The following is a 25807-nucleotide window of genomic DNA, read 5'->3' as shown; positions in this document are numbered from 1 at the left end:
ACAAAAGGTATGTATATATTGTATTAATATTTCAAAAAGAAGGTTTTCTGATGAAGAATATTCATTTTGGTATTGACGATTCCTTGTAAAACTATAGACAATGCTGCGTTGATTCGTTACCATGAAAAAATGCAAAACGGAGCTTCAACAGCTCGCAACGCATTATATCATTGAACGCGGAAAGGTCGGAGGGGCATGGCAGGTTTAGACAAAAAATCGGCAAAAGCAGGCGAAAGACTCGGAGAGGGCAACGCAGGCTTTTCCAAAAACGGATTTATCCTGGCGGCGATCGGAAGCTCGGTCGGCCTGGGCAATATGTGGAAGTTTCCGTACATCACAGGCGAAAACGGCGGAGCGGCATTCTTCCTGCTGTTCATCGTGTGTCTGGTCGTGGTCGGGTTACCGATCCTGCTGGCGGAAATGACGATCGGGCGCGGCGGCCGAGGGAATGCGTCTTCCTCGCTGTTCAACCTGACCAACAAAAAGCATTGGAAATGGTTCGGCCTGATCTCGATCATCACCGCTTTCCTGATTATGTCGTATTACAGTGTCGTGGCCGGTTGGACGCTGCATTACATGATTCAATCGTTCGCAGGCGCGCTGTCGGACGTCAATATGGACTACGCGGCGACTTTCCTCGGCTTCGCAGGCGGTTATATGCCGATCTTCTGGAGCGCGGTCGTGATGGTCATCACAGGCTATGTCATCGCAAAAGGCGTATCGGGCGGGATCGAGAAATTCAACAAAATTCTGATTCCCGGCTTCCTGATCCTGCTGCTCATCATGATGGTGCGCGCGTTGACGCTGCCGGGAGCGCTTGCCGGAGCCGAGTTCTTCCTGAAACCGGACTTCTCCAAGCTGAACGAAGAATCGGTCCTGATCGCGCTCGGCCATTCGTTCTTCTCGCTGTCGCTTGGCATGGGCTGCATGTTGACGTACGGTTCTTATGTGCAAAAAGACCAATCGCTCGGCAAAGCCACACTAGCGATCGGCGCGGGCGACCTGCTGTACGCCTTCATCGCCGGACTCGTGATCTTCCCGACCGTTTTCGCTTATGGCATGGAGCCGTCCAGCGGCGTGGGCTTGGCGTTTATCGCTTTGCCGGCCGCGTTCGCGCAGATGCCGCTCGGTTTCCTGTTCGGCGGCATTTTCTTCCTGCTTCTGGCGATCGCGGCGCTCACTTCGGCCGTATCCATCCTTGAAGTTCCGGTCGCTTACGCGATGGAGCAATGGAAATGGACGCGCAAAAAAGCGGCGATCGTACTGGCGGGCGTCGCTTTCCTGCTCGGCGTTCCTTCGGCATTATCCGTCGAAGGCGCCGACGGCCCGTTGAGCAACCTGGTCGTGTTCGGCAAAACGATCTTCGACCTGTTCGACTTCTCCACGTCGTATATCCTGATGCCGATCGGCGGTTTGATCATCACCTTGTTCACCGGCTACGCCTGGAAACGCGCAGGCGAAGAAGCCGGATTGACAGGCGGCATCTATACCACTTGGATGTTCCTGCTCCGCTACGTTTGCCCGCTTCTGATTATTTTGATCTTCCTGTATTCCGTAGGCGTTCTGAAGTTCTAGTCGCTGCTCCAAAATTAAGACTCTTGTTTTGAAATAGACCTTTTTCGGTCTTCTACAGGCTTTATTTTTTCTATTCCTATCCCCATAAAAAAAGCGCTCCGCCCGGCTCCGCATCCTCGTGCGGAGCCTTTTTGTGTTCCAAGCGAAGCGAGGGTGCGGAGGGAGAAATTCAGTGAAAGACGCCTTTGAACTCGGAAACAACCTTATAAAATTTTAATCGTTCTTTCCGAGTGAGACAGCGCCTTGAACGAATTTCTCCCGCAGCACCGCCCTTCAGCTTCCCTACCGAACAGGAACTCCCTCTCCCTTGAAGCTCCCACCCAAGGAGCGCTTTTTTCACCCCTCCCCCTTAAAAGTCAGATTTTTATAAAAAACCTTCGCTTCCGTATAAAGACCGCCCCAACTTCCCGATGCTATGCTAAAACGCGTACGGAACACCAACGGCACCACGGAATTGAAAGCGTTATCCAAAAAGCAATACGGGAGGAGTCCGGTGATGAAAAAAATAGCGGCGCTTCTGCTGACGCTGATGCTGACGGCGATGCTGGCCGGCTGCAATCTGGCGGAAAGCAGCGCGGGAAGCGCGGAAAAAGGCTATATCGGGTTGTCGATGCCAACCAAATCGTCCGAACGATGGGTAGCCGACGGCAGCAATATGCGGAAGCTGTTCGAAGAAAAAGGCTACAAGACCGATCTGCAATACGCCGAAGACGTGGTCGAAAACCAGATCTCGCAGATCGAGAACATGATTACCAAAGGCGTCGACGTGATCGTCATCGCGGCGGTCGACGGCAACACGCTGACCGACGTGATCGGCAAAGCGCACGACCAGGGTATCAAAGTCATCGCCTACGACCGCCTGATCCGCAACACGCCTTACCTCAGTTATTACTCGACGTTCGACAACTTCAAAGTCGGCGTGCTGCAAGCTTCTTATATCGAAGAGAAACTCGGCTTGAAAGAAGGCAAAGGGCCGTTCAATATCGAGCTGTTCGGCGGTTCGCCGGACGACAACAACGCCTACTTCTTCTACGACGGCGCCATATCGGTGCTTCAGCCTTATCTCGATTCCGGCAAACTCGTCGTGCGCAGCAAACAAACGACGATGGCCCAGATCGCGACGCTGCGCTGGGACGGTTCGTTGGCGCAGTCGCGGATGGACAATCTGTTGAGCGCGTACTACTCGTCGGACAATCTGGACGCGGTGCTGTCGCCGTATGACGGCATCAGTATCGGCATCCTGTCTTCGCTCAAAGGCATCGGATACGGATCGTCGTCCAAGCCGCTGCCGGTCATCACCGGGCAAGACGCCGAGTTGGCTTCGATCAAGTCGATCGTCGCGGGCCAGCAAACGCAAACGGTATTCAAAGACACCCGCAAGCTGGCGCAGCAAACGGTATCCATGACCGAAAGCGTGCTCAAAGGCGAACAAGCGGAAGTCAACGATACGAAGTCGTACGATAACGGCGTCATGGTCGTTCCGGCTTACCTGCTCGATCCCGTTTCCGTCGATATCGACAACGTGCAGGAAGAAATCGTCGACCAGGATTATTACACCAAAGAAGAAATCGGATTGAAATAAAGCCGGAGGAGGGACCGATCATGTCGGAGTACATTTTGGAAATGCGCGGCATCGTCAAAAGTTTTCCCGGCGTCAAAGCGCTGGACGACGTCAATATCCGCGTGGCAAAAGGCGAGATCCAATCGCTGTGCGGCGAAAACGGGGCAGGCAAATCGACGCTGATGAAAGTGTTGAGCGGCGTCTATCCGCACGGCAGTTACGAAGGCGATATTTTGTTCGAAGGGCAGACCTGCGAGTTCAAAGACATCAAGCAAAGCGAAGAAAAAGGCATCGTCATCATCCATCAGGAACTGGCGCTGATCCCGTATCTGTCGATCGCGGAAAATATCTTTTTGGGCAACGAGCGCGCGAAAAAAGGCATCATCGACTGGAACGAAACGATCGTCAAAACAAGCGAATTGCTGCAAAAAGTCGGCCTGAACGAAAATCCCAACACGCTCGTCGGCGATATCGGCGTCGGCAAGCAGCAGCTTGTCGAAATCGCCAAAGCGCTGTCCAAAAAGGTCAAACTGCTGATCTTGGACGAACCGACGGCGGCCCTGAACGAAAACGACAGCGAAAACCTGCTTCGGTTGATGCTGGAATTCAAACGCGAAGGCATGACCTGCATCCTCATTTCCCACAAGCTGAACGAAGTGTCCAAAGTGTCCGATTCGATCACCATTTTGCGCGACGGTCATACGATCGAGACGTTGGATATGCGAAAAGACCAGGTGACCGAAGACCGGATCATCAGCGGCATGGTCGGACGCGACATGACCAGCCGTTATCCCGAGCGCAACCCGAAGATCGGCGGCGTGGCGCTCGAAATCCGCGACTGGAACGTTTACCACGAGCATCATCCCGACCGCAAAGCGCTGGATCATATCAACATGACGATTCGCCACGGCGAAATCGTCGGGATCGCCGGACTGATGGGCGCGGGGCGCACCGAACTTGCGATGAGCATTTTCGGCAAATCGTACGGACGCAACATCAGCGGCACGCTGGTCAAAGACGGCAAAGAAGTGCGCAACAACACGGTCAATCAAGCGATCGACAACGGCTTCGCCTACGTGACCGAAGACCGCAAAGAATACGGGCTGATCCTGATGGACGATATCAAACGCAATATTTCGCTGACCGGACTGCGCAAATTGACCAAGCGGGCGGTCGTCAACGAAAGCGAAGAAGTGCTGGTCGCCGAAGACATGCGCAAACGGATGAATATCAAATCGCCGAGCATCCTGCAAAAAACAGGCAATCTGAGCGGCGGCAACCAGCAAAAAGTGGTGCTTGGCAAATGGATTTTCGCCGAACCGGACATTCTGATCCTCGACGAACCGACGCGGGGGATCGACGTCGGCGCCAAATACGAGATATACACGATCATCCACCAGCTTGCCGCGCAAGGCAAAGCCGTGATCGTGATCTCGTCCGAACTGCCGGAAGTGATCGGGCTGAGCGACCGCATCTACGTGATGAACGCGGGCAAAATCACCGGCGAAGTGGACCGCGCGAACGCGTCTCAAGAAACGTTGATGAAATACATGACCAATACTGGAGGGGTTAAGCGTGGAAGCGATCACCAAACTGTTTAAAAGCAACGTTCGCCAGTACGGCATGATTATCGCGTTGATCGTCATCATGATTTTGTTCACGGTGCTGACCGGAGGACTGCTGGTCAAGCCAATCAATATCACCAACCTGATTTTGCAAAACAGTTACATTCTCGTACTCGCGATCGGGATGGTACTCGTTATCATCACCGGGCATATCGACTTGTCCGTCGGCTCGATCGCCGCGTTCGTCGGCGCCATGTCGGCGATCATGATGGTCGATTGGGGACTTCCGGCGTGGGTCGCGGTCGTCGCTTCGCTGGTCATCGGCGGATTGATCGGCGCGTGGCAAGGCTTCTGGGTCGCTTACGTCAAAATCCCGGCGTTTATCGTCACGTTGGCGGGCATGCTGCTGTTCCGGGGTTTGACGATGATCGTGCTGGAAGGCCAGTCGATCTCGCCGTTCCCGGCGGGCTTCACCAAGATCAGTTCCGGCTTCGTGCCGAACCTGGCCGATACGGCGACCAACCTGGTCGCGATTTTGGCGGGGATCGCGTTTACCGTGCTGTACGTATTCAACGAACTTAGAGCGCGGCGCGAGCAACTCAAATACAAATTCGACGTGTCTTCGTCCGGATTGTTCATTTTTAAACTCGTGGCGATCGCGGTCGTGCTGAACCTGTTCACGTTCATGCTGGCAAGCTACGCGGGCATTCCGAATATTCTCGTGCTGCTGTTCGTGCTGATTCTCGCCTACTCGTTCATGATGAACAAAACGGTGATGGGCCGTCATATTTACGCGCTGGGCGGCAACGAGAAAGCGGCAGGGTTGTCAGGCGTCAAAACGAAAAAAGTCACGTTCTGGGTCTTCGTCAACATGGGTGTGCTCGCAGCCGTCAGCGGTCTGATCTTCGCGGCCCGTCTGGACGCGGCGACGCCGAGAGCGGGAACCAACTTCGAGCTGGACGCCATCGCGGCGTGCTTTATCGGCGGCGCTTCGGCTTCCGGCGGGATCGGCACGGTGTTCGGCGCGATCATCGGCGGTCTGGTCATGGGCGTGCTCAACAACGGCATGTCGCTGATCGGCCTCGGCATCGACTGGCAGCAAGGGATCAAAGGGCTGGTGCTGCTGCTCGCGGTCGCGTTCGATATTTACAACAAAAACAAACGGGTCGCGTAAGCTTGAGCGTGATCGCGTTCGGCCGTATCCGCAGGCAGGCTTTCGCCGACTTGCGGGTGCGGCTTTGGCGCGTTCGGAGCGTAAGCGCTTTTTTTTGACACGCGCATCCGCTAAAATCAACATGAACGGCCTACGGCACTTCGGGTCGGTCTTCGCGCTTTTGCAGCGGAGCAAGCCGTTATGAAGAAAACGAAAAAGGAGGAAGCGGTCCCGTGAAAAAAACGACGCTGCTCTACATGGTGCTGATCGCGGCTTTTTTGGCTTACGCGGCCCGGCATGTGTACACGAATCAGGTCGGCGAAGGATCGTTCCGATCTGAAGAACTGCGGGGAGAACTCGGCGAAAACTACGTGATGGTCACTTTTTTGTCGGGCATCGAATATTGGAAAAGCTGTCTCAAAGGGTTCGAAGACGCGGCGGAAGCGCTGAACGTCTCGATCGAATACCGCGGAGCCACGCAGTACGACGCCCGGGAGCAAATCACCGTGCTGGAACAGATCATTGCCAAAAAGCCCGCCGGGATCGCGATTTCCGCGATCGATCCGGATTCGCTGAAAGGCGCGATCGACAAAGCGGTGGACGCCGGCATCCCCGTGGTGCTGTTCGATTCCGGCGCGCCGGGCAGCAAAGCCTATTCGTTTCTCGGTACGGACAACGCGGCGGCGGGAACGGCGGCGGCGGAACAGATGGCCGGACTGCTCGGCGGGCAGGGACAGGTCGCCGTGATCACGTTGCCCAACCAGCAAAACCACGACGAGCGCACGCGAGGTTTTCAAGACGCGATCGCGCAGCGCTATCCGGGCATGGAAGTCGTGGCGGTGGAAGACGACAAAGGCGACGCGATGGTCGCGAAAGAATTGACGAAGTCGCTGCTGAAGCGTTATCCGAAGCTTGCGGGCGTGTTCGTGACCGAAGCGGCCGGCGGCAAAGGAGCGGGCGAAGCGGCGGCGGAACTGGATCGGACGGGCGAGTTACATGTGATCGCGTTCGATACGGACAAAGACACGCTGGACATGATCCGCGAAGGCCGCATTTCGGCGACGATCGCGCAGGGCACATGGAATATGGGTTACTGGTCGCTGCAATATCTGTTCCATCTGCATCATGACCTGACGATTCCTTCGCCTACGGCTTCCGGCGACGTTGCGCCGCTCCCGGTCAACGTGAATACAGGGATTTCGGTCGTGACGCCTCAGAACGTGGACGATTATTATGCGAAATGAACGAAACTTTTCAGACAAGCGTTCGAACAACGGAAATCGGCATCGGTTCTGGGAAAAAGCCAAAACCTTTCGCCTGCACGACCTGCGGCTGCGTTACCAGCTTATGATCCTGTTTTTGCTGATCAGCCTGCTGCCGTCGATCGGTCTGGGTTATCTGGTCAACTGGACGGTCAGCCGCGTGCTGGAACGTCAAGCCGTCGACCATACGCTGCAATTGATCACGAAGGTCAACCAGACGCTCGACAGCGATATGGAAAATCTGCAAAACATGACGTATCTGATCGGCTTCGACGATCGCGTGCGGCAATTCATGGCCGACGGCGCGGCGAGCGAGCAGGAATCGTATCGATTGAAGCAGTATTTGCAGCGGTATACGACGTTGTATCCCGAGATCGCCGGACTGCTGATCGCGGGAGCGGACGGGCAATACATCAGCAACGAACTGTATGCCCGCGATTCCGGCCGCTCGTTGACGCAGGAAGACTGGTACAAGCAAGCCGTGGATAGCGAAGGGCTGTTCACCGTTCTGGGTCAGCCGTCGGGCCGTAATTTAACTTCGCACGTCAGTTACCAGGATAACGAAGTGGTCACGGTCGCCCGCGCGGTCGTTAATCCGGATACGGAAAAAACGATCGGCGTCGTCTTGATCGATCTCAAGCTGTGGACGATCTCCAAAGCGGCGCGCGACGTCAAACTGGGCCGAACCGGTTATCTGACCGTCGTCGATCGGGAAGGACGCCGGATCTACGCGCCGGACGAGCCGTATATCGACCGGTTGCCTTCGGCCTGGTTCGCGGACGGCGCGACGGGCGCGGTCACGCGGCAGGTGGACGGGCGGGAACTTCAACTGATCTACGGAGAGTCGTCGTTTACCGGATGGCGGACCGTCGGCGTTTTTTTGACGCGGGAATCGTTGTTCGAAGTCGGCCAGATCCATTTTTACGTCATCTGCTTCCTGTTCGTGGTCTGCATGTTGGGCTTGACCGCTTCGCTGCGGCTGTCGCGTTCGATCTCCGAACCGATCCGGTTGCTGCAAGACGATATGCGCCGCACGGAATCGGGCGATCTGACCGTCCGGCATACCGCCGCAAGGCAAGACGAGATCGGCATGCTGGGGCGCAGCTTCAACCGCATGCTGGTCGAGCTTCGGCGGCTGATCCAACTGAACGAACGCAAAGAACGGCAAAAAAGGGAAGCCGAGCTAAGAAGTTTGCAAGACAATATCAAGCCGCATTTTTTGTACAACACGCTCGATACGATTCATTGGATGGCCCGCAAAAAAGGCGCCGACGAAGTCTCCGACATGGTCGAATCGTTATCCAAACTGTTCCGGATCGGATTGAGCAAAGGCAGCGACATGATCCATCTGGCGGACGAGTTGGAGCATATCCGCAGTTATATCTTGATCCAGCAAACGCGCTATCAAGGCCGGTTGAACGTGAAGATCGAAACGGACGAGGAAGCGGACGAGCCGCTCGGCGACTTTTTCGTGCTCAAGCTGCTGCTTCAGCCTTTGGTGGAAAACGCGATTTACCACGGGATCAAAGCGCGCCGGGGACCGGGAAGCATCGTGATTAAAGTCGCTTCGGAACGAAATACGCTGCTGCTGGAAGTGTCGGACGACGGGGCGGGCATGGAGCCGGAGCGTTTGGCTGAACTTGCGCGCAAGCTTGAGCATCCGCTCGAAGCGATCGAACGTCAAGCTTCGGAATCGGAAAAAAGCGGACGCAGCTACGGGATGCTGAACGTGCAATCGCGGTTGCGGCTGGCGTTCGGAGACGCATACGGCATACGCATCGCAAGCGCGGCGGGCGAAGGCACCGTCGTCACCGTGCGTCATCCGCTGCTGCGCGAGCCGCCTGCTTTCGCGAGCGAAAACGAGAAGGAGGAACAAGCATGAACGACACGCCGTATCGGGTATTGATCGCCGACGACGAACCGATTATCCGCGAAGGGCTGCGGGAGTCGATACACTGGGAAGCGCTGGGCATGGCCGTCGTCGGCGAAGCGGAAGACGGGGAAGAAGCGCTGGAACTGGCGTTGGAGCTGCATGTGCAGTTGGCGCTGGTCGATATGAATATGCCGTTCCTGAACGGAATTTCGCTTATGCGCAAACTGCGGGAAAAACTGCCGGATTGCCGCTTCGTTATCATCACGGGACACGACGAATTCGATTACGCCCGCGAAGGCATCCGGCTCGGCGTCGAAGATTATATTCTCAAGCCGGTGAACCCGGAAGCATTGCGCGGCGTACTTCTGCGGGTCAAAGACAGCCTCGACGGCGAAGCCAAGCAGGCGGGATACCTGAAGCTTGCATCCGAGCAGATCCGGCGCAATATCCCGATGCTCAAAGCCCGTTTCGGACAAGAATGGGCGGAAGGGAAATTGGATCGCGAAGAGATCGAAGAACGGTTGGCTTTTCTCGGGCTGCCGGCAAGTCCTCTCGTGCAACTATGCGTGATCCGTTGGCCCGAACCGGAAGCGGCGCAGCCGATTTTAAAAGAAAGCGATCGCCAGTTGTATTGGTTCGCCGCGGAAAATATCGTGTCCGAATTGGCCGGGGAACGTCGACATATGCTGATCCGGGATTCTTCGGGCTTGCTGCTGCTGTTTTTGTGGGATACGGCCGAGCAGGAGATCGCCGAGCAGATCGAACGCCACGTGCGCCGCTTTTTGAAACTGGGCGTGCAGGCGCATATCGAGTCGGTGCCGCCCGGCAGCGACGCCGAAGAATTGCCGGGCGTATACGCACGCTGCCGCGAAGCGGTCTACAAAGACGCGCAATTGTCGCCGCTCGTGCGCCGGGCCAGAGAATATATCCGCGATTATTACGGGAATCCCGAGTTGTCGTTGGAATCTTTTGCCCGGAATTTGCAGGTGTCTCCCGTTTATTTGAGCCGCGTGCTCAAAAAAGAACTGGGTGATTCGTTCGTCGCGCTGCTGACCCATACGCGGATACGCAAAGCGATCGAGCTGCTCAATACGACCGACCTGCCGATCTACGAGATCGCCGAGCAAAGCGGATACGACAGCCAGCATTATTTCAGTACCGCTTTCAAAAAAGTGATGGGCGTGTCGCCGAACCAGTATCGCCGGGGAGCGGCTTTTCCCGAACGGCCGTCCGGCCAGTGAAGCCGCTTTGCGCCGATCGCGGCAACGTTTCTTTTTTTCGATAAGGCGCCCGCATGGTTGCGAACGGGGCGGGGCGTGTAATAGAACGTAGCGGCCGGATTCTGTTTGTGCTGTGAGACAGATCGGCCGGACGAGAACGTCGAAGAAAAGAGGGGAAAGCATGCAACAATCCGACAATTTCAAAGTGCGCTTCGATTGGCCGCATCATTTCCTGGCGCTTCCGCTGTCTTTGATCGTGCTGGTGGCTTCGATCGTTCATCTGATCGGCGAGCTGCGGCAGGATCAAGGATCGCTGGACGACTGGATATTGGTCGGTCTTGCTTTTGTCCTGCTGCTTACGCTGCTGCGTCTGCGGGTATACGCGACCAAAACGCAGGACCGCATCGTACGGGTGGAAGAAAACTTCCGCTATTACCGCCTGACGGGCCGCGAGCCGGACCGACGCCTGAGCGTCGCCCAGATCATTGCGCTGCGCAATGCCGGCGATACGGAGTTCCCGGCGCTATGCGCCCGCGCCGCCGAGGAAAATTGGGACACCGAACGGATTCGTTCGGAGATCAAACAGTTCCGGCCGGATACGATGCGGATCTGATTCCGTCGTTCGTTGCGCCGATCGGCGATAAGCACGCAAAAAGCGCGGCACCGATTTCGATCGGCTGCCGCGTTTTGGGTATTTGGGGAGTTCGTCAGACTTAGCAAGCGAGAAGAGAAAACGCTGAGATTAATCCGCAGGGATTCAGAACAAGATCGGTTGAAATAAATGCTCAAATGCATTTATTTTGCTCGATTTGATCCCAAATCTTCAAATAGGTGCAAATCTGCAACTATTTGAAGAAAAAAAGGGTGAAAGAGCGTAAGGTCGAGAAAATAAGTGCATATTCGCATCTATTTTCTCGAAATCGCAAAATATGAAGCAAATAAGTGCATATCCGTACTTATTTGCAACAAGTTAAGCGCAGCACCGATTTGGATCGGCTGCCGCGCTTTGGTTTTGGTATGGGCGATTCGCATTATTGTGTGTTTAAAAAAGCAACGCCTTACACGACGCCTTGAGCGATCATCGCATCGGCAACCTTCAGGAAGCCTGCGATGTTGGCGCCTACGACCAGGTTACCGGCTTGACCGTATTCTTCAGCGGCTTTTGTGGATTCCGTGTAGATGTTCTTCATGATTTGGTGCAGCTTCGCATCGACTTCTTCAAATGTCCACGACAGACGTGCGCTGTTTTGCGCCATTTCCAGCGCGGAGACGGCTACGCCGCCGGCATTGGCCGCTTTGGCAGGGCCGAACAGAACGCCAGCCTTGAGGAAGTTCTCGATTGCGCCCAGCGTGGATGGCATGTTGGCACCTTCGCCGATCGCTTTGACACCGCGGCTAATCAGACCGGCAGCCGCTTCGGCGTCGATTTCGTTTTGCGTCGCGCATGGCAGTGCGATATCGCAAGCGATGCTCCAGATGCCTTCGCAGCCTTCGGTGTACGTGGCATGCGGATGCTCAGCGACGTATTCGAAAATACGGCCGCGTCCCGCTTCCTTGATCCGTTTCACCGTCGCGAGATTGATGCCTTGCGGATCATGGACATAACCGGAGGAGTCGCTACACGCAATAACGTTCGCGCCAAGCTCTTGCGCTTTTTCTATCGCATAGATCGAGACGTTGCCCGAACCGGATACCGTTACGCGGCTGCCTTTGAAATCCAGTCCGGCGCCGTTCAGCATTTCCTGTACAAAGTATACACAACCATAACCGGTCGCTTCCGTACGAGCCAGGCTGCCGCCGTAAAGCGGGTTTTTACCCGTAAGGACGCCGGCTTCGCTTGCCCCGCGGATACGCTTGTATTGACCGTACATATAACCGATCTCGCGTGCGCCCACGCCGATATCGCCTGCCGGAACATCCACGTCCGAACCGATATGGCGATACAGTTCCGTCATGAAGCTTTGCGTGAAGCGCATCACTTCCAGATCGGATTTGCCTTTCGGATCAAAGTCAGATCCGCCTTTACCGCCGCCGATTGGCTGGCCTGTAAGCGAGTTTTTGAGCACTTGCTCAAAGCCCAGGAACTTGATGATGCTGGCATTGACCGAAGGGTGGAAGCGCAATCCGCCTTTGTACGGTCCGATAGCGCTGTTGAACTGAACGCGGAACCCACGGTTCACCTGCACCCGACCGGAATCATCAACCCAAGGCACTCGGAAGGAAATCAGACGCTCCGGCTCGGACAAGCGCTCCAGCAGACCTTGCTCGCGGTAACGAGGATGTTTGGCAAACACAGGAACGAGCGAATCGAAAATTTCACGTACAGCCTGATGGAACTCGTCTTCATAAGGATTGCGACGTACTACAGTAGCAAACACGGATTCAACATAAGCTTTGGCTTCAGCATAGGCAGTTTCGTTTTGAGTCTCGATCATAAATACACGCTCCTTCGAAATGGGTTTCGGTAATAGTACTCTGTACCAAATAAATGTAAGGTTACGCTTGTCCGAAACGCACTAGACCCGTGCGCGTTTCGGACAAACGTAAACCCACTATCTGACCTGGTACAGAGTGATAGATGCTTTGATAAAATACCGGGTTCTAGCGTTAATCGGATAAAGGGAAAAACTAAATAGAAACACCGGAGAATAAACGAGAATGCCGCCCTACTCTTAATGCCTGGATCTTAATAGCAAGTAGGCTCTTTGCATTTGAGGAAAAGAGCTGCAAAACCCGGCAGCCCTTCATGTCTTAAAATCCCGCTATGCCCAAGGCGTAGCGAATCCTTTAATCTTTTCCTTTTTCCGCAAAAAAAGAATTCCGAATATCGTGAAAGCCCTATTCCGGCGAAGCGCTAGGCGGAGGGAGAAATTCAGTTCAAGAAGCCTTTGAACCCGGAAAATCCCTTACTTCAATCCAATTCAACTTTTCCGAGTGAGACAGCGCGTTGAACTGAATTTCTCCCGCAGCCGCCCCAGCTTCACCCCACGAATAGGACTTTCAATTCGATCTACAGCAATTCTTTGCGCAGCTCGGCCGCGCTTTTCGGCGACAAATGACCCAGCGGAATATCGAACACCGTCCGCGCCCCGGTCTGTCCTTCAGCCGCCAGCTTGAACGCCGCACGCGCATAAGCGATCAATACGCTGGCCGTGAACTCCGGATTGCTTTCCAGCTCCAGGCCGAATTCGATCCGTTGCTTCGTTCCGGCTCCCGTAACCCCGCTGCGCATTACGAATCCGCCGTGAGGCATACCCGAATGCTCGCGTTCCAATTCCTCGGCCGTGATGAACGTTACGCTTGTGTTGTAATCGGAGAAGTAGTTGGGCATCGATACGATCGCTTCGCGAATCGCGTTCTCGTCCGCACCGTCTTCGGCAACCACGTAACAGTCACGCATATGCTTATCGCGAGTTTTCAATTCCGGTGTTTCGCCTGAACGAATCAAGTCGATAGCGGTTTGTACGGGCACCGTGTATTGAACGCCTGCTTGGACACCCGGAACGCGACGAATCGCATCGGAGTGTCCTTGGCTGACGCCTTTGCCCCAGAATGTATATTCCTTGCCTTCAGGCAAGATGGATTCTGCAAGCAGTCGGTTCATCGAGAACAAGCCCGGGTCCCACCCCGTCGAAATAACGCTGACTCGTTCACCTTCGAGAGCCGCTGTATTTACCGTCTCGAAAAAGGCTGGAATCTTGGCATGCGTATCGAAGCTGTCCACCGTATGGAACAGCGAAGCAAGCTGAGGGGTTTGTTCAGGCAGATCCGTAGCGGAACCCCCGCACAGGATCATCACGTCGACATCGTTACGAAATTGCTCGACGTCTGCGATATGTACAAAACGGACAGATTCTCCGCGCTGTTCCAGCGACTTTGGATCGCGACGGCTGAATACCGCCACAAGCTCCATGTCAGGATTTTGCGCAATTGCGCTGCGCACGCCCCGGCCGAGGTTGCCATAGCCGACGATGCCGATTCTGATTTTTTGTTGCATGAAAGAATCCTCCCTTTGCAAACGTTTGACTGTAAAACGCCGAATATCCGTTAAGTATAGTGATAGTTGACACGGTGTGTAAACTGCTTAATTGATTTTTTGTTGAAAAATGCCCCTAAAGTCCTAGATTACATGGATGGTTAGTTAACACTTTGACAAAAGGGAACGATTGCGTTTGTGGCATCCAAGCGCCGTTTCGCTTAAAATATGGGCAAGACGTCGAGAGCGATAAGCTTTTGAACATAAGGAGGGCCGAACGTGGCTGGAACGGTATTGATTATCGAAGACGAAGACAAGATTGCCCGTCTATTGGAGCTTGAATTGGGCTATGAAGGATATCGGACAGGACGCGCAGGTTCGGGAACGGACGGGTTGGAACTGTACAGGGAAGGAGGGTGGGATCTGATTTTGCTGGACGTGATGCTGCCGGGACTGAGCGGGATCGAAGTGCTGCGACGGATTCGGGCAACCGATCCGTTGACTCCGGTCATCCTGCTGACGGCAAAAGATTCGGTTGAAGACAAAGTATCCGGTCTGGATCTGGGGGCAAGCGATTATGTGACCAAGCCTTTTGAAATCGAGGAACTGCTGGCCCGTATTCGCTCCTCGCTGCGAGTCAGCGCCGCCAGAACAGCTCGCAAGGAAGGGTCAAATGATGTAGCGGAAGAGTTTCTTGCGATCGGCGATTTGCGCTTGAACGAACAGACGAGAGAAGTGTACCGGGGAGAACGGCGGATCGACCTTACCCCTCGCGAATTTGATTTGCTGGTGTTCCTGCTTCGCAACCAGCGCCAGGTTTTGAGCCGGGAACAGATGATTCGTGAAGTGTGGGGATACGATTACGCGGGCGATACGAATGTCGTCGACGTGTATATCCGTTATGTGCGAAAAAAGATCGACGAGACCGGACTCCCCGAGTTGATTCATACCGTGCGCGGCGTAGGTTACGTTTTGAAGGAGTCTTCCTGAGATGCGGCTCAAAAGTAAAATCTATCTCTATACCTCCGTGCTTTTTGCGGCGCTGCTGGCTGTAGTCTGCATATCGGTCTATGTATTGTTTCAGCGAATGTCGGTAGAGGACGAGACGCAGCGCATCCAAGCCGAAGCTTTTCTTATCGCAGAGCGGGTCGCCGGATCTTCTGCTCAAGTTGCTCCGGATGATCTGCTGCGTGCTTATGTACCGGCGGACGGCATGCTGCGGGTTGTCCGTCCTGAAGGGACAAGTCTCTCTGCTGTGACGAATGGCATAGGCGATGCGTTTATCTCTGAAACCTATGCGTATCACGAAGAGGTTACCAGCGAGCGATTAAGTGCAGGCGGAAGCGGCTATATCCGCGTATCGGTGCCCGTCATCTGGTCGGACGGCGAAGTGCGCAGCGTACAAGTGAGTCGGAGCATCGCGGATACGGAAGGGCGCCTTGCCGTACTGCGCACCGTATTGGCAGTGGTTTCTCTGCTTGCGCTGATTCCTGCTATTCTGGCCAGCCGTGTGCTATCGAATCGGATCGTGAAGCCGATCTCTGCGCTTACGGGAACGATGGGGGACATCCAGCAGAGCGGGAAGTTTCGGCAGATTGAGACAGGGCAAAAGCCTGGTGACGAGCTGGCCGACATGGAGCGTGCGTTCAATGAGATGATCACACTGCTTGAAGCCAACTTTGCCAAGCAGGAGCGCTTTGTTTCAGATGCTTCGCATGAACTCAAGACCCCGCTGACGATCATCGAGAGCTATGCGAATCTGTTGCGCCGGCGAGGCAAAGAACGCCCGGAAGTATTCGACGAGGCTGTGGGCGCGATCTTGTCGGAATCGGTACGGATGAGGGAGTTGACCGAACGGTTGCTGCAATCAGCCCGTCGCCCTGAGGCGGACACTCTGGAATGGGTCGAGACCGATTTGATTGAATCGGTTCAGGAGTCGGCTACGGCATTTTCCAAAGCGTATGGACGAAGTGTAACGGTGCGCGCGGATGATTTTGTGACAGTCACCACAGACACGGCCAAAGTCCGCCAACTGCTCTTTATCTTGCTGGACAATGCGCGCAAGTACAGCGAAGATGGAATCGAAGTCGAAGTTTCCGGCGGAAGCGGGATTGCGGCCAATATACGGGTCATAGACCGGGGTGTAGGGATTCCCGAAGCCGAATTGCCGAAGGTATTTGACCGCTTCTACCGGGTCGACTCTTCCCGTACCCGCCAGACAGGCGGCTCGGGTCTGGGCTTGTCCTTGGCTCGGGATATCGCGGAGGTATTAGGCATTCAGATCGGAATCGAAAGTCAGGTGGGCAAAGGAACCATCGTGAACTTGGCGTTTCCGACTTTAAATCCACCGGGTCCTACCTTGGAAACCCGAAGCGGCAGAACCGGTCTTGGACGAAGAAGCAAACGTACGGATGAACGCCAATCGGAGCGAAAGGAGAGATCGTGATGAAACGCATGTCAGCAAAACTAGTCGGATCGGCGGCTGTGGTAGCAGTCGCGGTGACAGGGATCATTCTGTGGAGTCCTTGGGGAGCAGCCGAACCTGCACTTACGCGCGAGCAAGCCGAGCAGGAATTGCTCGCGCGTTACAGCGGACAGATTGAATCGGCCAATCTCGCAAACGGTCGCTACGATATGCTACTGCGGACCGACGCTGGCCTATACGCCGTAGCACTCTCCGCTTCCAGCGGACAGGTCCAATCGATCAGCCGTCTGGAAGTCGCCGAACAGAACCCACCTGAAATCCTTGGACGCACACGGGTCAAAGATCTGCTGGAAAAACGTTCGACAGGCACAGAAGTCACGCGCCTGGAATTGGAAACCCCAACAGACGCCGACAACCCGATCTATGTGGCGGAATTAACGGAAGACACAGGCCGCATAATCAAGCTTACCATCGACGCTTACAGCGGCGATATCCAGTCCGAACAAGAGGTTTCCGCGCCATCGGCAAATGGAACCGATTCACCCCAACCGCCCGACGAGCCTTCATCGGCTCCTGACACCGGCCAAGATCCTACGCCGAGCGAAAATCCCGACGATTCAACCAAGCCTGATGACAAAGGCAATCAACCGCCAAAACCGGGTACAGACGAACCGGTTCGTTTGCTTACCGAAAAAGAAGCCGAAAAGATCGCCGCAAAATCTCTGGCAGGCGCAGGCTCCAAAGTCGAAGACACCGACGCCGACCTCCGAACCGAAGACGACGGCCAAGCCTACTATCTGGTCGAAGTCGAACTCGAAGACGGCAGAGAAGCCTCCGTCCAAGTCAACGCCGTCTCCGGCAAAATCCTCTCCACAACCTGGGACGAGGACAAAGAGAACGAAGACGACAACAATGATGAAAATACCTAAGAATCGCCTTTCCCAGGCGATTCTTTTTCTATCTCTTAATCTTTTATTTCTTATCTTTTGCCACTCAGCTCTTGCCTTTCCTCCCTTAAGAAGATTTTATGTTTTAAAGTGAACAGCGGAGGGAGAAATTCAGTGGAAGACGTCTTTGAACCCGCAGCGCCCCAGCTTTACCCCCAATTAAACTCTTCTTATCCTTTTCTCATTGTTTTCTAATGTCCCTCTCGCCGCCTTCTCAGACAACCGGGTTAATCTAATATTGCAGCAGGGCAGCACGCCTTGCAAAACCTACAGAGAACCAATAGCCTGTCAACACCAAAGGTAAGGTTGCGCTCGCCTGAAACATACCTAAAGCGTGTGTGTTTCAGACGAACGTAAGCCTCTGATTAAGAGTTGACGAGGTACTAAGAGGAGGAGATCGACATGGTAAAACGTAAAATGATGATCGGTATGGCTGCGGCGGCATTGACGCTCGGAGGAACGGCGGCGCTGGCAAGCGCTTCGGGAACGGGAAACTCTCCGACACTAACAGTAGCGACAACCAGCACGACCAACCAAACGCAAAACGTGGCGGCATCTTCAATCATTACGCCTGAACGTGCGAAACAGGTAGCACTCAAAGCGCAAGCCGGAACGGTAGACGATATCGAACTGGAAACCAAAAACGGCAAAACGTACTACGAAGTCGATATCGATCGCGCAACGGGCGGAGACGTCGATGTCTGGGTGGATGCGTATACCGCTTCCGTATTGAAGGTCGTAAATGACGATGACGATCAAAAAAGCTCTTCCAGCACTAAACAGAATAAAAGCACCGCAGCTGCTGCCTCTGTGAAAATAACTTCGGCACAGGCTGAAGAAATCGCTCTGAAACAAACGGGCGGGGGTACGGTAACGGATATCGATCTGGATAAAGACGACGGCCGTTTCATCTACGAAATCGAAATCCGTACGGCACAAGGCGAAGCGGATGTAGACGTCGACGCCAATACAGGCAAAGTGCTTTCGTATGACGAAGACTTCGACGACGATGGTGACGACGACTGAGTCCGGGTTTAATCATAAATAGTTGTATGTAAAAAAAGGAAGATGCCACAGCGGCATCTTCCTTTTTGTTATGTTGCGAGGTCGTTTGGATTATTCGGCTTCGATCACATGGCCTTTTACCGCGATCTTATACAAAATGTCTGCTGCCTGAGCACGGGTTAACGGTTCATTTGGATGAATATTTCCTGCCGAATCAAGTTCCAAAATACCAAAAGCAAGAGCTTCCTGCATCAGGCCGCTGCTTCCGTCGGGAATCGAAGCTTCGTCCGTAATCTCGACGGGAATCAATCGGAACACAGGCAGTGCGCCTTCTTTTTGTCCGGCATTGATTAAAAGAGAAGCGAACGAGGCGCGAGTAGCAGGAGCATTCGGATCAAGATCGCGCGGCAAGTTCAGATCGCTATACGCTGCAATGACCAACGCGTCGGAGTACCAGGCGTTATCGGATGCTTTTGGGAAGGAGTCCGAAGCTTCGGGTTTCTTGAAAAAGTCCAAATCGTCAATATTCAATCCGAATGTATCCACTGCGAGTTGAATCGCTTGAGCATTTGTTAGTGTGCCCTGCGGGTTGAACTTGCCGTCTTTTGAACCTTTAACGATGCCTGCTTCTTGAAGGGCTGAAATTTGCGAGGCTTGAGGTACGCCTTGCAGATCGCCAAAAGCGGATGCAGCGTATGCGGAACCGCCGGCCAAGCCAGATAGCAGAATGGCCGCAGCGGCCGGAATCGCGACGAATTTTTTGCCGAAAGTGGTTTTCATCAATAACACGCTCCTTGATTAAGCTTGGATATCCTTCAGACGCGAAGATTCCGGCGAATGTTGCAACCCGGCATAAAAAAGCGACGGTTCTGTCGCGAGATGGGTAAAAACATAGCAAGCTTTCGGCCCGAATGAATCACGATGGAAAATCGTTTGTTTTTCATTTTAGAGAGGAGTTGAAAATATGGGATATTTCGATATGATCGATTTGCCGCTGGAGTTCGAACATTTGCTGCGGATTTTGATTGCGGGTATGTGCGGAGCCATGATCGGTTACGAACGGAAAAGCAGAAGAAAAGAAGCCGGGACGCGGACGCATTTTATCGTAGCCGTAGGCGCGGCACTCATTATGGTGATCTCGAAGTACGGATTTATGGATTTGGAAGGGCGAACGGGCGTGCAGATCGATCCGACGAAAGTCGCGTCCGAGATTGTCAGCGGCGTCGGATTTCTCGGCGCGGGTATGATCTTCATGCGAAAATATACAATTAACGGACTGACCACCGCTGCCGGAATGTGGGCAACTGCGGGAGTCGGCATGGCGATGGGAGCGGGCTTGTATATTTTGGGGATTGCGGCGACGTTGTTGATTTATATGACCCACATCATTATGCACGGTAATTTTAAAGGTCGTTTGGTGGCTTCAACACATCGTCTGCTGGTTACGGTTCGGCAAGAAAAAGGCGCGGCGGAGCAATTCAAAAGCCTGCTTGAGGAGCGGGGAATGACCGTCGTCGACTTCAAAGCCGGGGGAAAGGACGAGGAAAAAAAGCAATTGACTCTCGATTTGGTGGTGCGATTGCCGAAAGGGAAGACTGCGGAAGAGCTGATGCCGCTGCTTGAGGAGCATGACCGGATTAGGGGGATCGAGATAAAATGAAAAATGAAGATTAAGAAAGTTCTATCTCCATGCGGGAGACGCTGCGGGAGAAATTCGTTCAAGACGCTGTCTCACTCATAAAGCCTGCGGCTTTACGAGTTCAAAGGCGTCTTTCACTGAATTTCTCCCTCCGCTCCGTTTGTGCATAGATAGAGCTTTCTTAGTGGCGAGGACAAAATAGAAAGTGCAAAGTGCAAAGTACATAAGGATAAGGGCGCAAAGAAAAGAGCGAAGGCGTTAGCCTCGCTCTTTTAGGAGTTCTTTTCCATATTGGGTGTAGTAGGTATTGGCGTTGCGGGTGTCCAGGGCTTGGGCTGTGGTGAAGGCTTCTTCCTCCAGTTTTTGGCGCAGCTCGTCGTGGTTGTCGGCCAAGGCGTAGAAGCGCGAAGACGGAGGGAGGTTTAGCACGAAAGCTTCTTCGGTACGGATCAGTTTTTGCAGTAGGGCAGCGGCGTTCCAGTAGAACATCATGCGGCTTAACGGATCTTCGTGTCCTTCGACCTGCGGCAGATGGCGTTCCAGCAGGGGAAGGGCTTTTTGAGGATCGACGATGGACAGGTAACCGATATGCTCGCCGAACTCGTGTACGAAGGTCAGATTGTCGCGAATCAGTTTATAGCTTTTGGGCTGAAGTTCTTCAGCTTCTTCGGTGCGTCCGAGCCGGTGTAGCGGGAGCAGCAGGAACGGCAAGGTGGCATGCGGTACATGAGCGCAGCGCTGGCGGCCTTTGACGATCGGTTGGGCTTTTTTGATCGCCGCTTCGTCCTGTCCCGTAAGCAGCAGGTAGCGAACTTGCTCATCCAGCTCGCAGGCGGAGCAGTCGCTCATGGAGTCTCTTTTCAGCTTGCGGAATTCACTCAGGTATTCGCCGGCTTTTTCCAGGTCGCCCATATACATCGAGATACGGAAACGGTAATACCAGTAGGTGCGATCGCTGACTCCGTACTCTTGATACCGCCGACGTAGGTCTTCGAGCAGCGACTCGATCTGTTGCGTGGGAACATCGGGGAATGAAGGGACGTCGTCGATGACCCATTTGTAATTCCAATGCAAGGTGTGGTCGTCAAAAGCTTCCGGGTTGCGGTCATACTGACCGAGCTGCCAGGAGTACGCCACGATCGCTTTTAACGGAAATCCCCCGAAACTGCCGACTTCCACAATCTCCTCGCGTGCCTCGTAACCGGCTTCGATATTGCCTGCGAGATCGGCAAGTTCGGCTGCTCGCTCCAATAACGCCATTTTGGCTGCGCCGTTCGGCAGGCCGTAGGCTTCCGTCATCAAGTCTTCGAATTCCGTTTCAAAATGGTCCATCGCTAGTTATTCCCCTTTCTCCGGCTCTATGCTCCAATCGATCAAAGACAAAATCCCTTTATTCAGCAGCGCTAGCTCCGAACGGCTCATCGGATAGTGTCCCATCATCAAAGCATTCGCGTATAACATCTCGATCAACGTGCTCAAACGACTTGTGGATTGGCCCGTAAACATGCGTTCCACCACAGGGTTACTCAGGTTCAGATATAAAAGGGAATACGAGCTTGCATCTCCTTGAAGCGAACCGCCCAGACTGCCGAGTATAGAAGCAAAGGCTTGAGGACTTTCTTCGCTGGCCCGTTCGATCGAACGCAGCGTGGCGGCTTCTTCCGGCAAGGTGAACAAAGCAGGCAATTCCTCCGGCTTAAAGCGTTTCAACAAGATACGACAGCGGAAACGTTGGAGTGCAAGATCCGCGGCGCGAGCAGCTTGAAGGGTTAAGGAGCGTTCTTCTGCATTCAAGTCGGTAAAAGCAAGCGATACGTCTTCGGGCAATAAACGGCGAACGTCGATTCCCGGCAAGATGCGAGTGAGCGATTCCAGCAATTCCGCTTCGTAAATATAACCCCCGTTGACGACCAGCATCGATTGCGCGGAAGCGACATGGCGAAGTTGGCGATAATGGTCCAGCGTAGGGGTATAGTAGAGGGTTTGTTTTTCATCGATCAGCTCGCCCAACGATTTATGTCCGTAAGTGCTTTCGAACGGCAGCCAGCGGTGGATCATCCGATAGAACTCGTCGTCTTCCGCCGCCAGGTTTTTCATCGATAACGCGTGCAGTTCGACGATACGCCGCAGCCGCGTCTGATCCTGTTCGCTCATCTGGATCAGTTCGTCCCGAATGGCTTCGCCCAGCTCACCGCGTACCCGCTCCAACTGTTCATTTTCATAAAAATGTTCGCGCGAAGCTGTAGGTTGAAGCTCGTCGGTCCAGATCAAGCATTTAACGAAAAACGCCCATTCCGGCAAAATATTATCGGCTTGCTCCGAGATCAACATCCGTTTCAAATAGACTTTATGCGAGCGCTTGGCGTTCAGATTGACGGCGTGCGGAAGAATGTAGGCGATTCCGCCCGTGCGTCCCGTCGACGTCCGCAGCGGAATAAAGTCCCGGAAGCGCTCGCCCAGCATATTTTCGCCAAAACGCAGCACTTCGTCCCGACTGCCGCGTGCGAGATCCGGGCGAACGATCCAGTCAGGGACTTCCGGGTTAATCCGGTGTTCGCTTCCTTGCGCGGACAAACGGATCGGATACGGCAGCAGTGCTCCATAATGCAGAAGATCCAGTTCCACCGTTTCCGCTTCGAAATAAAAGTCCGTCTCCGGCTTGCAGCGCAAATAGACCTTGGTGCCCGGCGTCAGCGAAGTTTCCAGTTTGCGAATCGTATAGGTACCGTCGGGCTTGCCTCGCCATTCGATCGAAGGACCGCCGCTTGCCGATTGGGTAAGCATGACGATCTCGTCGCTGACCATGAAGCAGGAAAGCAGACCGATCCCGAAACGTCCGATAAAAGAAGTCTCGCCGAGCAGCTCGGTTCCGTTTCGTTTGGACGAGTGGCCGATCATGGCTAGAAATTCGTGTACGTCTTCTTCTGTCAGTCCGATCCCATTATCTTGCATCAATAACGTGGCGTCTGCGCCTTGTCCTGCCAGTTCGACGAAGACTTCGCCGCGATGGGAAGGATCGAGATCGATTCGTGCCGTAATCGCGTCGGTCGCATTTTGCAGCAATTCGCGCAGGAATACACGAGGGCTACTATACAAGTGATTCGATAAAATATCGATCATTCCGCTCAGGTTGACCTGAAAGCGATACTCCTGTGAATCAGGCATTTTTCTTCCTCCTCTAATTTCCGTTTTCCATAAAACCCCTGCCTCTATTTTAGCTTGCTTCATCTTCATTTCCAAATGAGGCAAGGATTTTGCGACTTTCGGCATAGAAAAAAGGCGTCTTTCCCGACTGGATGTGGGAAAGACGCCCTGTATGCCCGGCGTATCGCTTATTCGGTAATCGTGCCGTAGATCAGCGTTGGCGCTTCGGCGCTGTCCGCGATCGAGATTGCGGCAAGGATCTTCTCGGTCACGTTAGCAACATCTTCGCTGTTTGCGTGAATGGTAACAAGAGATTCGCCGGCTTCGACCGCTTCGCCGACTTTTTTGTTCAGCATCAGGCCGACCGCCAGGTCGATCTCTGATTCCTTCGTCGCGCGTCCCGCGCCGAGCCACATCGCCGCCACGCCGATCTCGTCGGCGATGATCTCGGACACGACGCCGCTGCGCGGAGCCGGAACTTCGATCCGGTACGCGGCTTGCGGCAAGCGTTCCGGGTGGTCGACGACGGAAGCGTCGCCGCCCTGATTCGCGAGGAAGTCGCGGAACTTGTCCAACGCTTTGCCGTTGGCGATCACTTCGCGCAGCTTGGCTTCGGCGTCTTCCAGCGAAGACGCTTTGCCCGCCAAGAAGACCATCTGGCTGCCCAGCGCCATGCACAGGTCTTCCAGATCTTTCGGGCCTTGTCCTTTGAGCGTGTTGATCGCTTCCTGCACTTCCAGGGAGTTGCCGATCGCTTCGCCGAGCGGTTGGCTCATATCGGAAATGACGGCCATCGTGCGGCGGCCGACGTTGTTGCCGATCGACACCATCGCGTGAGCGAGGTCTTTGGAGCCTTCGAGCGTTTTCATGAACGCGCCCGCGCCCGTTTTGACGTCAAGCACGATCGCGTCCGCGCCTGCCGCGATCTTTTTGCTCATGATCGAGCTTGCGATCATCGGGATCGAGTTGACCGTCGCGGTCACGTCGCGCAGCGCGTACAGCTTTTTGTCGGCTGGAGTCAGGTTGCCGCTTTGGCCGATAACCGCGATCTTGTGCTCGTTGACAAGCTTCACGAACTCTTCGTTCGTAATTTCGACATGGAAACCTTTGACGGCTTCCAATTTATCCACGGTACCGCCGGTATGTCCGAGACCGCGTCCCGACATTTTCGCCACCGGTACGTCCAATGCCGCTACGAGCGGTGCGAGAACGAGCGTCGTCGTGTCGCCTACGCCGCCGGTGGAGTGCTTGTCGACTTTGACGCCTTCGATCGCCGACAGGTCGATCGTGTCGCCGGAGTGAACCATCGCCATCGTCAGGTCGGCACGTTCCCGATCGTTCATGTCCTGGAAAAAGACAGCCATAGCGAATGCGCTCACCTGATAATCCGGAATATCTCCCTGGGTGTAACCTTCAATAATGAAGTTGATTTCTTCGGTGCTGAGTTCTTTCCCATCCCGTTTTTTCTCGATCAAGTCTACCATTCTCATGTTTGTCTGCCTCGCTTTCGTAAGATGGATACGGCTATTTACAGAGTGAGTGCTGTTTCCAGAGCGACTTCCATCATGTCATTGAAGGTCGATTGGCGTTCGGCCGAAGTCGTTTCTTCGCCAGTCAACAGGTGATCGCTGACGGTAAGGATGGTCAGGGCATTAACGCCGAATTTAGCTGCAAGCGAGTAGAGGGCTGTGGTTTCCATTTCGACGCCCAGCACGCCGTACTCCATCAGCTTCGTCGTTACCGTCTTGTCGTCACGGTAGAAAATGTCGGAGCTGAGGATGTTGCCGACATGGACATTCAGTCCTTTATCCACGGCGCGCTCGTAAGCTTCTTTGAGCAAGCCGAAGCTTGCGATCGGAGCAAAGTCGAAGCCCGGGAAGGTGTTGCGGTTCATGCTGGAATCGGTACAAGCCGCTTGTGCCAGAATGACGTCGCGAACGCGGACGCTTTCCTGCATGCCGCCGCAAGTGCCGACGCGAATCAGGTTTTTGACGCCGTATTGGCTGATTAGCTCGTTCGCGTAGATTGCGAACGAAGGGATACCCATGCCGGAGCCTTGAACGGAGATACGCTTGCCTTTGTACGTGCCGGTGAAGCCGAGCATGCCGCGAACCTGGTTGTATTGAACAACGTCTTCGAGGTAGGTGTCGGCGATGAATTTCGCTCTTAACGGGTCGCCCGGGAGCAGGATGGTTTCGGCGATGTCGCCGACGTTAGCTTCGATATGAACACTCATTGTAAAACCTCCAGTTTTGGTGTGGGAGGCGCTGCGAAGCGGTAGGGCCTGCGATCGCCGTTGTTTTCCGATTTTTCTATTTGAACTTTAAAGGTGAAAATCGGAAAACAAATGCGAGCACTTCGTTTCTCCGGCTCCTACCGCTTCTCCGCTAGTACGAGGTGTACAAGCATGTTTTGCAGTCGCGTTCCTTATTTTGGGTTAAGGGAAGATCCTATTCGTTAGA

General features: G+C 54.2%; 20 protein-coding genes. 13 read left to right on the top strand and 7 right to left on the bottom strand.

Annotated features, from left to right (window positions below; translation table 11 throughout):
• The first annotated feature begins 195 nt into the window (after positions 1 to 195).
• The 8 genes from WKI47_RS04695 to WKI47_RS04660 all read left to right on the top strand — a co-directional run bounded on the left by WKI47_RS04695 (position 196) and on the right by WKI47_RS04660 (position 10822).
• On the top strand, positions 196 to 1575 hold the full coding sequence (locus tag WKI47_RS04695) for a sodium-dependent transporter (protein WP_340226006.1): 1380 nt from the start codon (positions 196 to 198) through the stop codon (positions 1573 to 1575).
• 496 nt (positions 1576 to 2071) lie between these two features.
• A complete protein-coding gene (gene chvE / locus WKI47_RS04690; protein WP_340226005.1) occupies positions 2072 to 3157 on the top strand; it encodes a multiple monosaccharide ABC transporter substrate-binding protein in 1086 nt (361 codons plus the stop codon).
• Positions 3158 to 3177: 20 nt separating this feature from the next.
• Positions 3178 to 4737, top strand: a complete 1560-nt coding sequence (gene mmsA / locus WKI47_RS04685) for a multiple monosaccharide ABC transporter ATP-binding protein (RefSeq protein ID WP_340226004.1) — start codon at positions 3178 to 3180, stop codon at positions 4735 to 4737.
• On the top strand, positions 4712 to 5875 hold the full coding sequence (gene mmsB, locus WKI47_RS04680) for a multiple monosaccharide ABC transporter permease (RefSeq protein ID WP_340226003.1): 1164 nt from the start codon (positions 4712 to 4714) through the stop codon (positions 5873 to 5875). Before mmsA ends, mmsB begins: the two co-directional genes overlap by 26 nt.
• A gap of 212 nt (positions 5876 to 6087) precedes the next feature.
• Positions 6088 to 7098: a substrate-binding domain-containing protein gene (locus WKI47_RS04675; RefSeq protein ID WP_340226002.1), complete on the top strand. Its 1011-nt coding sequence runs from the start codon at positions 6088 to 6090 to the stop codon at positions 7096 to 7098.
• On the top strand, positions 7088 to 8998 hold the full coding sequence (locus WKI47_RS04670) for a sensor histidine kinase (RefSeq protein WP_340226001.1): 1911 nt from the start codon (positions 7088 to 7090) through the stop codon (positions 8996 to 8998). The genes WKI47_RS04675 and WKI47_RS04670 overlap by 11 nt, the downstream gene beginning before the upstream one ends.
• Positions 8995 to 10230 carry a response regulator gene (locus WKI47_RS04665; RefSeq protein WP_340226000.1) on the top strand — a complete coding sequence of 412 codons (1236 nt, stop codon included), beginning with the start codon at positions 8995 to 8997 and terminating at the stop codon, positions 10228 to 10230. The genes WKI47_RS04670 and WKI47_RS04665 overlap by 4 nt, the downstream gene beginning before the upstream one ends.
• A gap of 160 nt (positions 10231 to 10390) precedes the next feature.
• Positions 10391 to 10822, top strand: a complete 432-nt coding sequence (locus WKI47_RS04660; RefSeq protein ID WP_340225999.1) for a DUF6526 family protein — start codon at positions 10391 to 10393, stop codon at positions 10820 to 10822.
• 445 nt (positions 10823 to 11267) lie between these two features.
• Here WKI47_RS04660 and gdhA read toward each other — a convergent pair whose 3' ends face one another.
• Both gdhA and WKI47_RS04650 read right to left on the bottom strand, forming a co-directional pair.
• Positions 11268 to 12644: an NADP-specific glutamate dehydrogenase gene (gene gdhA / locus WKI47_RS04655; protein ID WP_340225998.1), complete on the bottom strand. Its 1377-nt coding sequence runs from the start codon at positions 12642 to 12644 to the stop codon at positions 11268 to 11270.
• A gap of 575 nt (positions 12645 to 13219) precedes the next feature.
• Positions 13220 to 14206 carry a diaminopimelate dehydrogenase gene (locus WKI47_RS04650; RefSeq protein WP_340225997.1) on the bottom strand — a complete coding sequence of 329 codons (987 nt, stop codon included), beginning with the start codon at positions 14204 to 14206 and terminating at the stop codon, positions 13220 to 13222.
• 258 nt (positions 14207 to 14464) lie between these two features.
• On the opposite strand from WKI47_RS04650, the gene WKI47_RS04645 reads away from it, so the two are divergent.
• The 4 genes from WKI47_RS04645 to WKI47_RS04630 all read left to right on the top strand — a co-directional run bounded on the left by WKI47_RS04645 (position 14465) and on the right by WKI47_RS04630 (position 18583).
• Positions 14465 to 15175, top strand: coding sequence for a response regulator transcription factor (locus WKI47_RS04645; protein WP_340225996.1), 711 nt, complete (start codon positions 14465 to 14467; stop codon positions 15173 to 15175).
• A gap of 1 nt (position 15176) precedes the next feature.
• Positions 15177 to 16631, top strand: coding sequence for a sensor histidine kinase (locus WKI47_RS04640; RefSeq protein WP_340225995.1), 1455 nt, complete (start codon positions 15177 to 15179; stop codon positions 16629 to 16631).
• A complete protein-coding gene (locus WKI47_RS04635; protein ID WP_340225994.1) occupies positions 16631 to 17539 on the top strand; it encodes a PepSY domain-containing protein in 909 nt (302 codons plus the stop codon). Before WKI47_RS04640 ends, WKI47_RS04635 begins: the two co-directional genes overlap by 1 nt.
• A 420-nt stretch (positions 17540 to 17959) precedes the next feature.
• The gene (locus WKI47_RS04630; protein WP_340225993.1) at positions 17960 to 18583 is read left to right on the top strand and encodes a PepSY domain-containing protein; all 624 of its coding nucleotides are present in this window, start codon (positions 17960 to 17962) and stop codon (positions 18581 to 18583) included.
• Between the two features lie 90 nt (positions 18584 to 18673).
• Here WKI47_RS04630 and WKI47_RS04625 read toward each other — a convergent pair whose 3' ends face one another.
• Positions 18674 to 19342 (bottom strand): S-layer homology domain-containing protein, encoded by a 669-nt coding sequence (locus WKI47_RS04625; RefSeq protein ID WP_340225992.1) that lies wholly within the window; start codon positions 19340 to 19342, stop codon positions 18674 to 18676.
• A 184-nt stretch (positions 19343 to 19526) separates the two neighbouring features.
• Here WKI47_RS04625 and WKI47_RS04620 point away from each other — a divergent pair, with 184 nt between their 5' ends.
• Positions 19527 to 20222, top strand: a complete 696-nt coding sequence (locus WKI47_RS04620) for an MgtC/SapB family protein (RefSeq protein ID WP_340225991.1) — start codon at positions 19527 to 19529, stop codon at positions 20220 to 20222.
• Positions 20223 to 20459: 237 nt separating this feature from the next.
• Here WKI47_RS04620 and WKI47_RS04615 read toward each other — a convergent pair whose 3' ends face one another.
• From WKI47_RS04615 to deoD, 4 genes are all read right to left on the bottom strand, one after another.
• Positions 20460 to 21533 carry a hypothetical protein gene (locus WKI47_RS04615; RefSeq protein ID WP_340225990.1) on the bottom strand — a complete coding sequence of 358 codons (1074 nt, stop codon included), beginning with the start codon at positions 21531 to 21533 and terminating at the stop codon, positions 20460 to 20462.
• Positions 21534 to 21539: 6 nt separating this feature from the next.
• Complete coding sequence (locus tag WKI47_RS04610; RefSeq protein ID WP_340225989.1) at positions 21540 to 23366, bottom strand: HSP90 family protein; 1827 nt, start codon at positions 23364 to 23366, stop codon at positions 21540 to 21542.
• A gap of 167 nt (positions 23367 to 23533) precedes the next feature.
• Positions 23534 to 24835: a pyrimidine-nucleoside phosphorylase gene (locus WKI47_RS04605; protein ID WP_340225988.1), complete on the bottom strand. Its 1302-nt coding sequence runs from the start codon at positions 24833 to 24835 to the stop codon at positions 23534 to 23536.
• Between the two features lie 38 nt (positions 24836 to 24873).
• Entirely contained in the window at positions 24874 to 25581 is a 708-nt protein-coding gene (gene deoD, locus WKI47_RS04600; protein WP_340225987.1) for a purine-nucleoside phosphorylase, read from the bottom strand.
• Positions 25582 to 25807 lie beyond the last annotated feature (226 nt).

The organism is Saccharibacillus sacchari, from assembly GCF_037722395.1.
Taxonomy (GTDB): Bacteria; Bacillota; Bacilli; order Paenibacillales; family Paenibacillaceae; genus Saccharibacillus; species Saccharibacillus sacchari_A.
The sequence above is the reverse complement of the archived record's forward strand: the minus strand, read 5'-3'. Positions and strand labels throughout refer to the sequence as shown.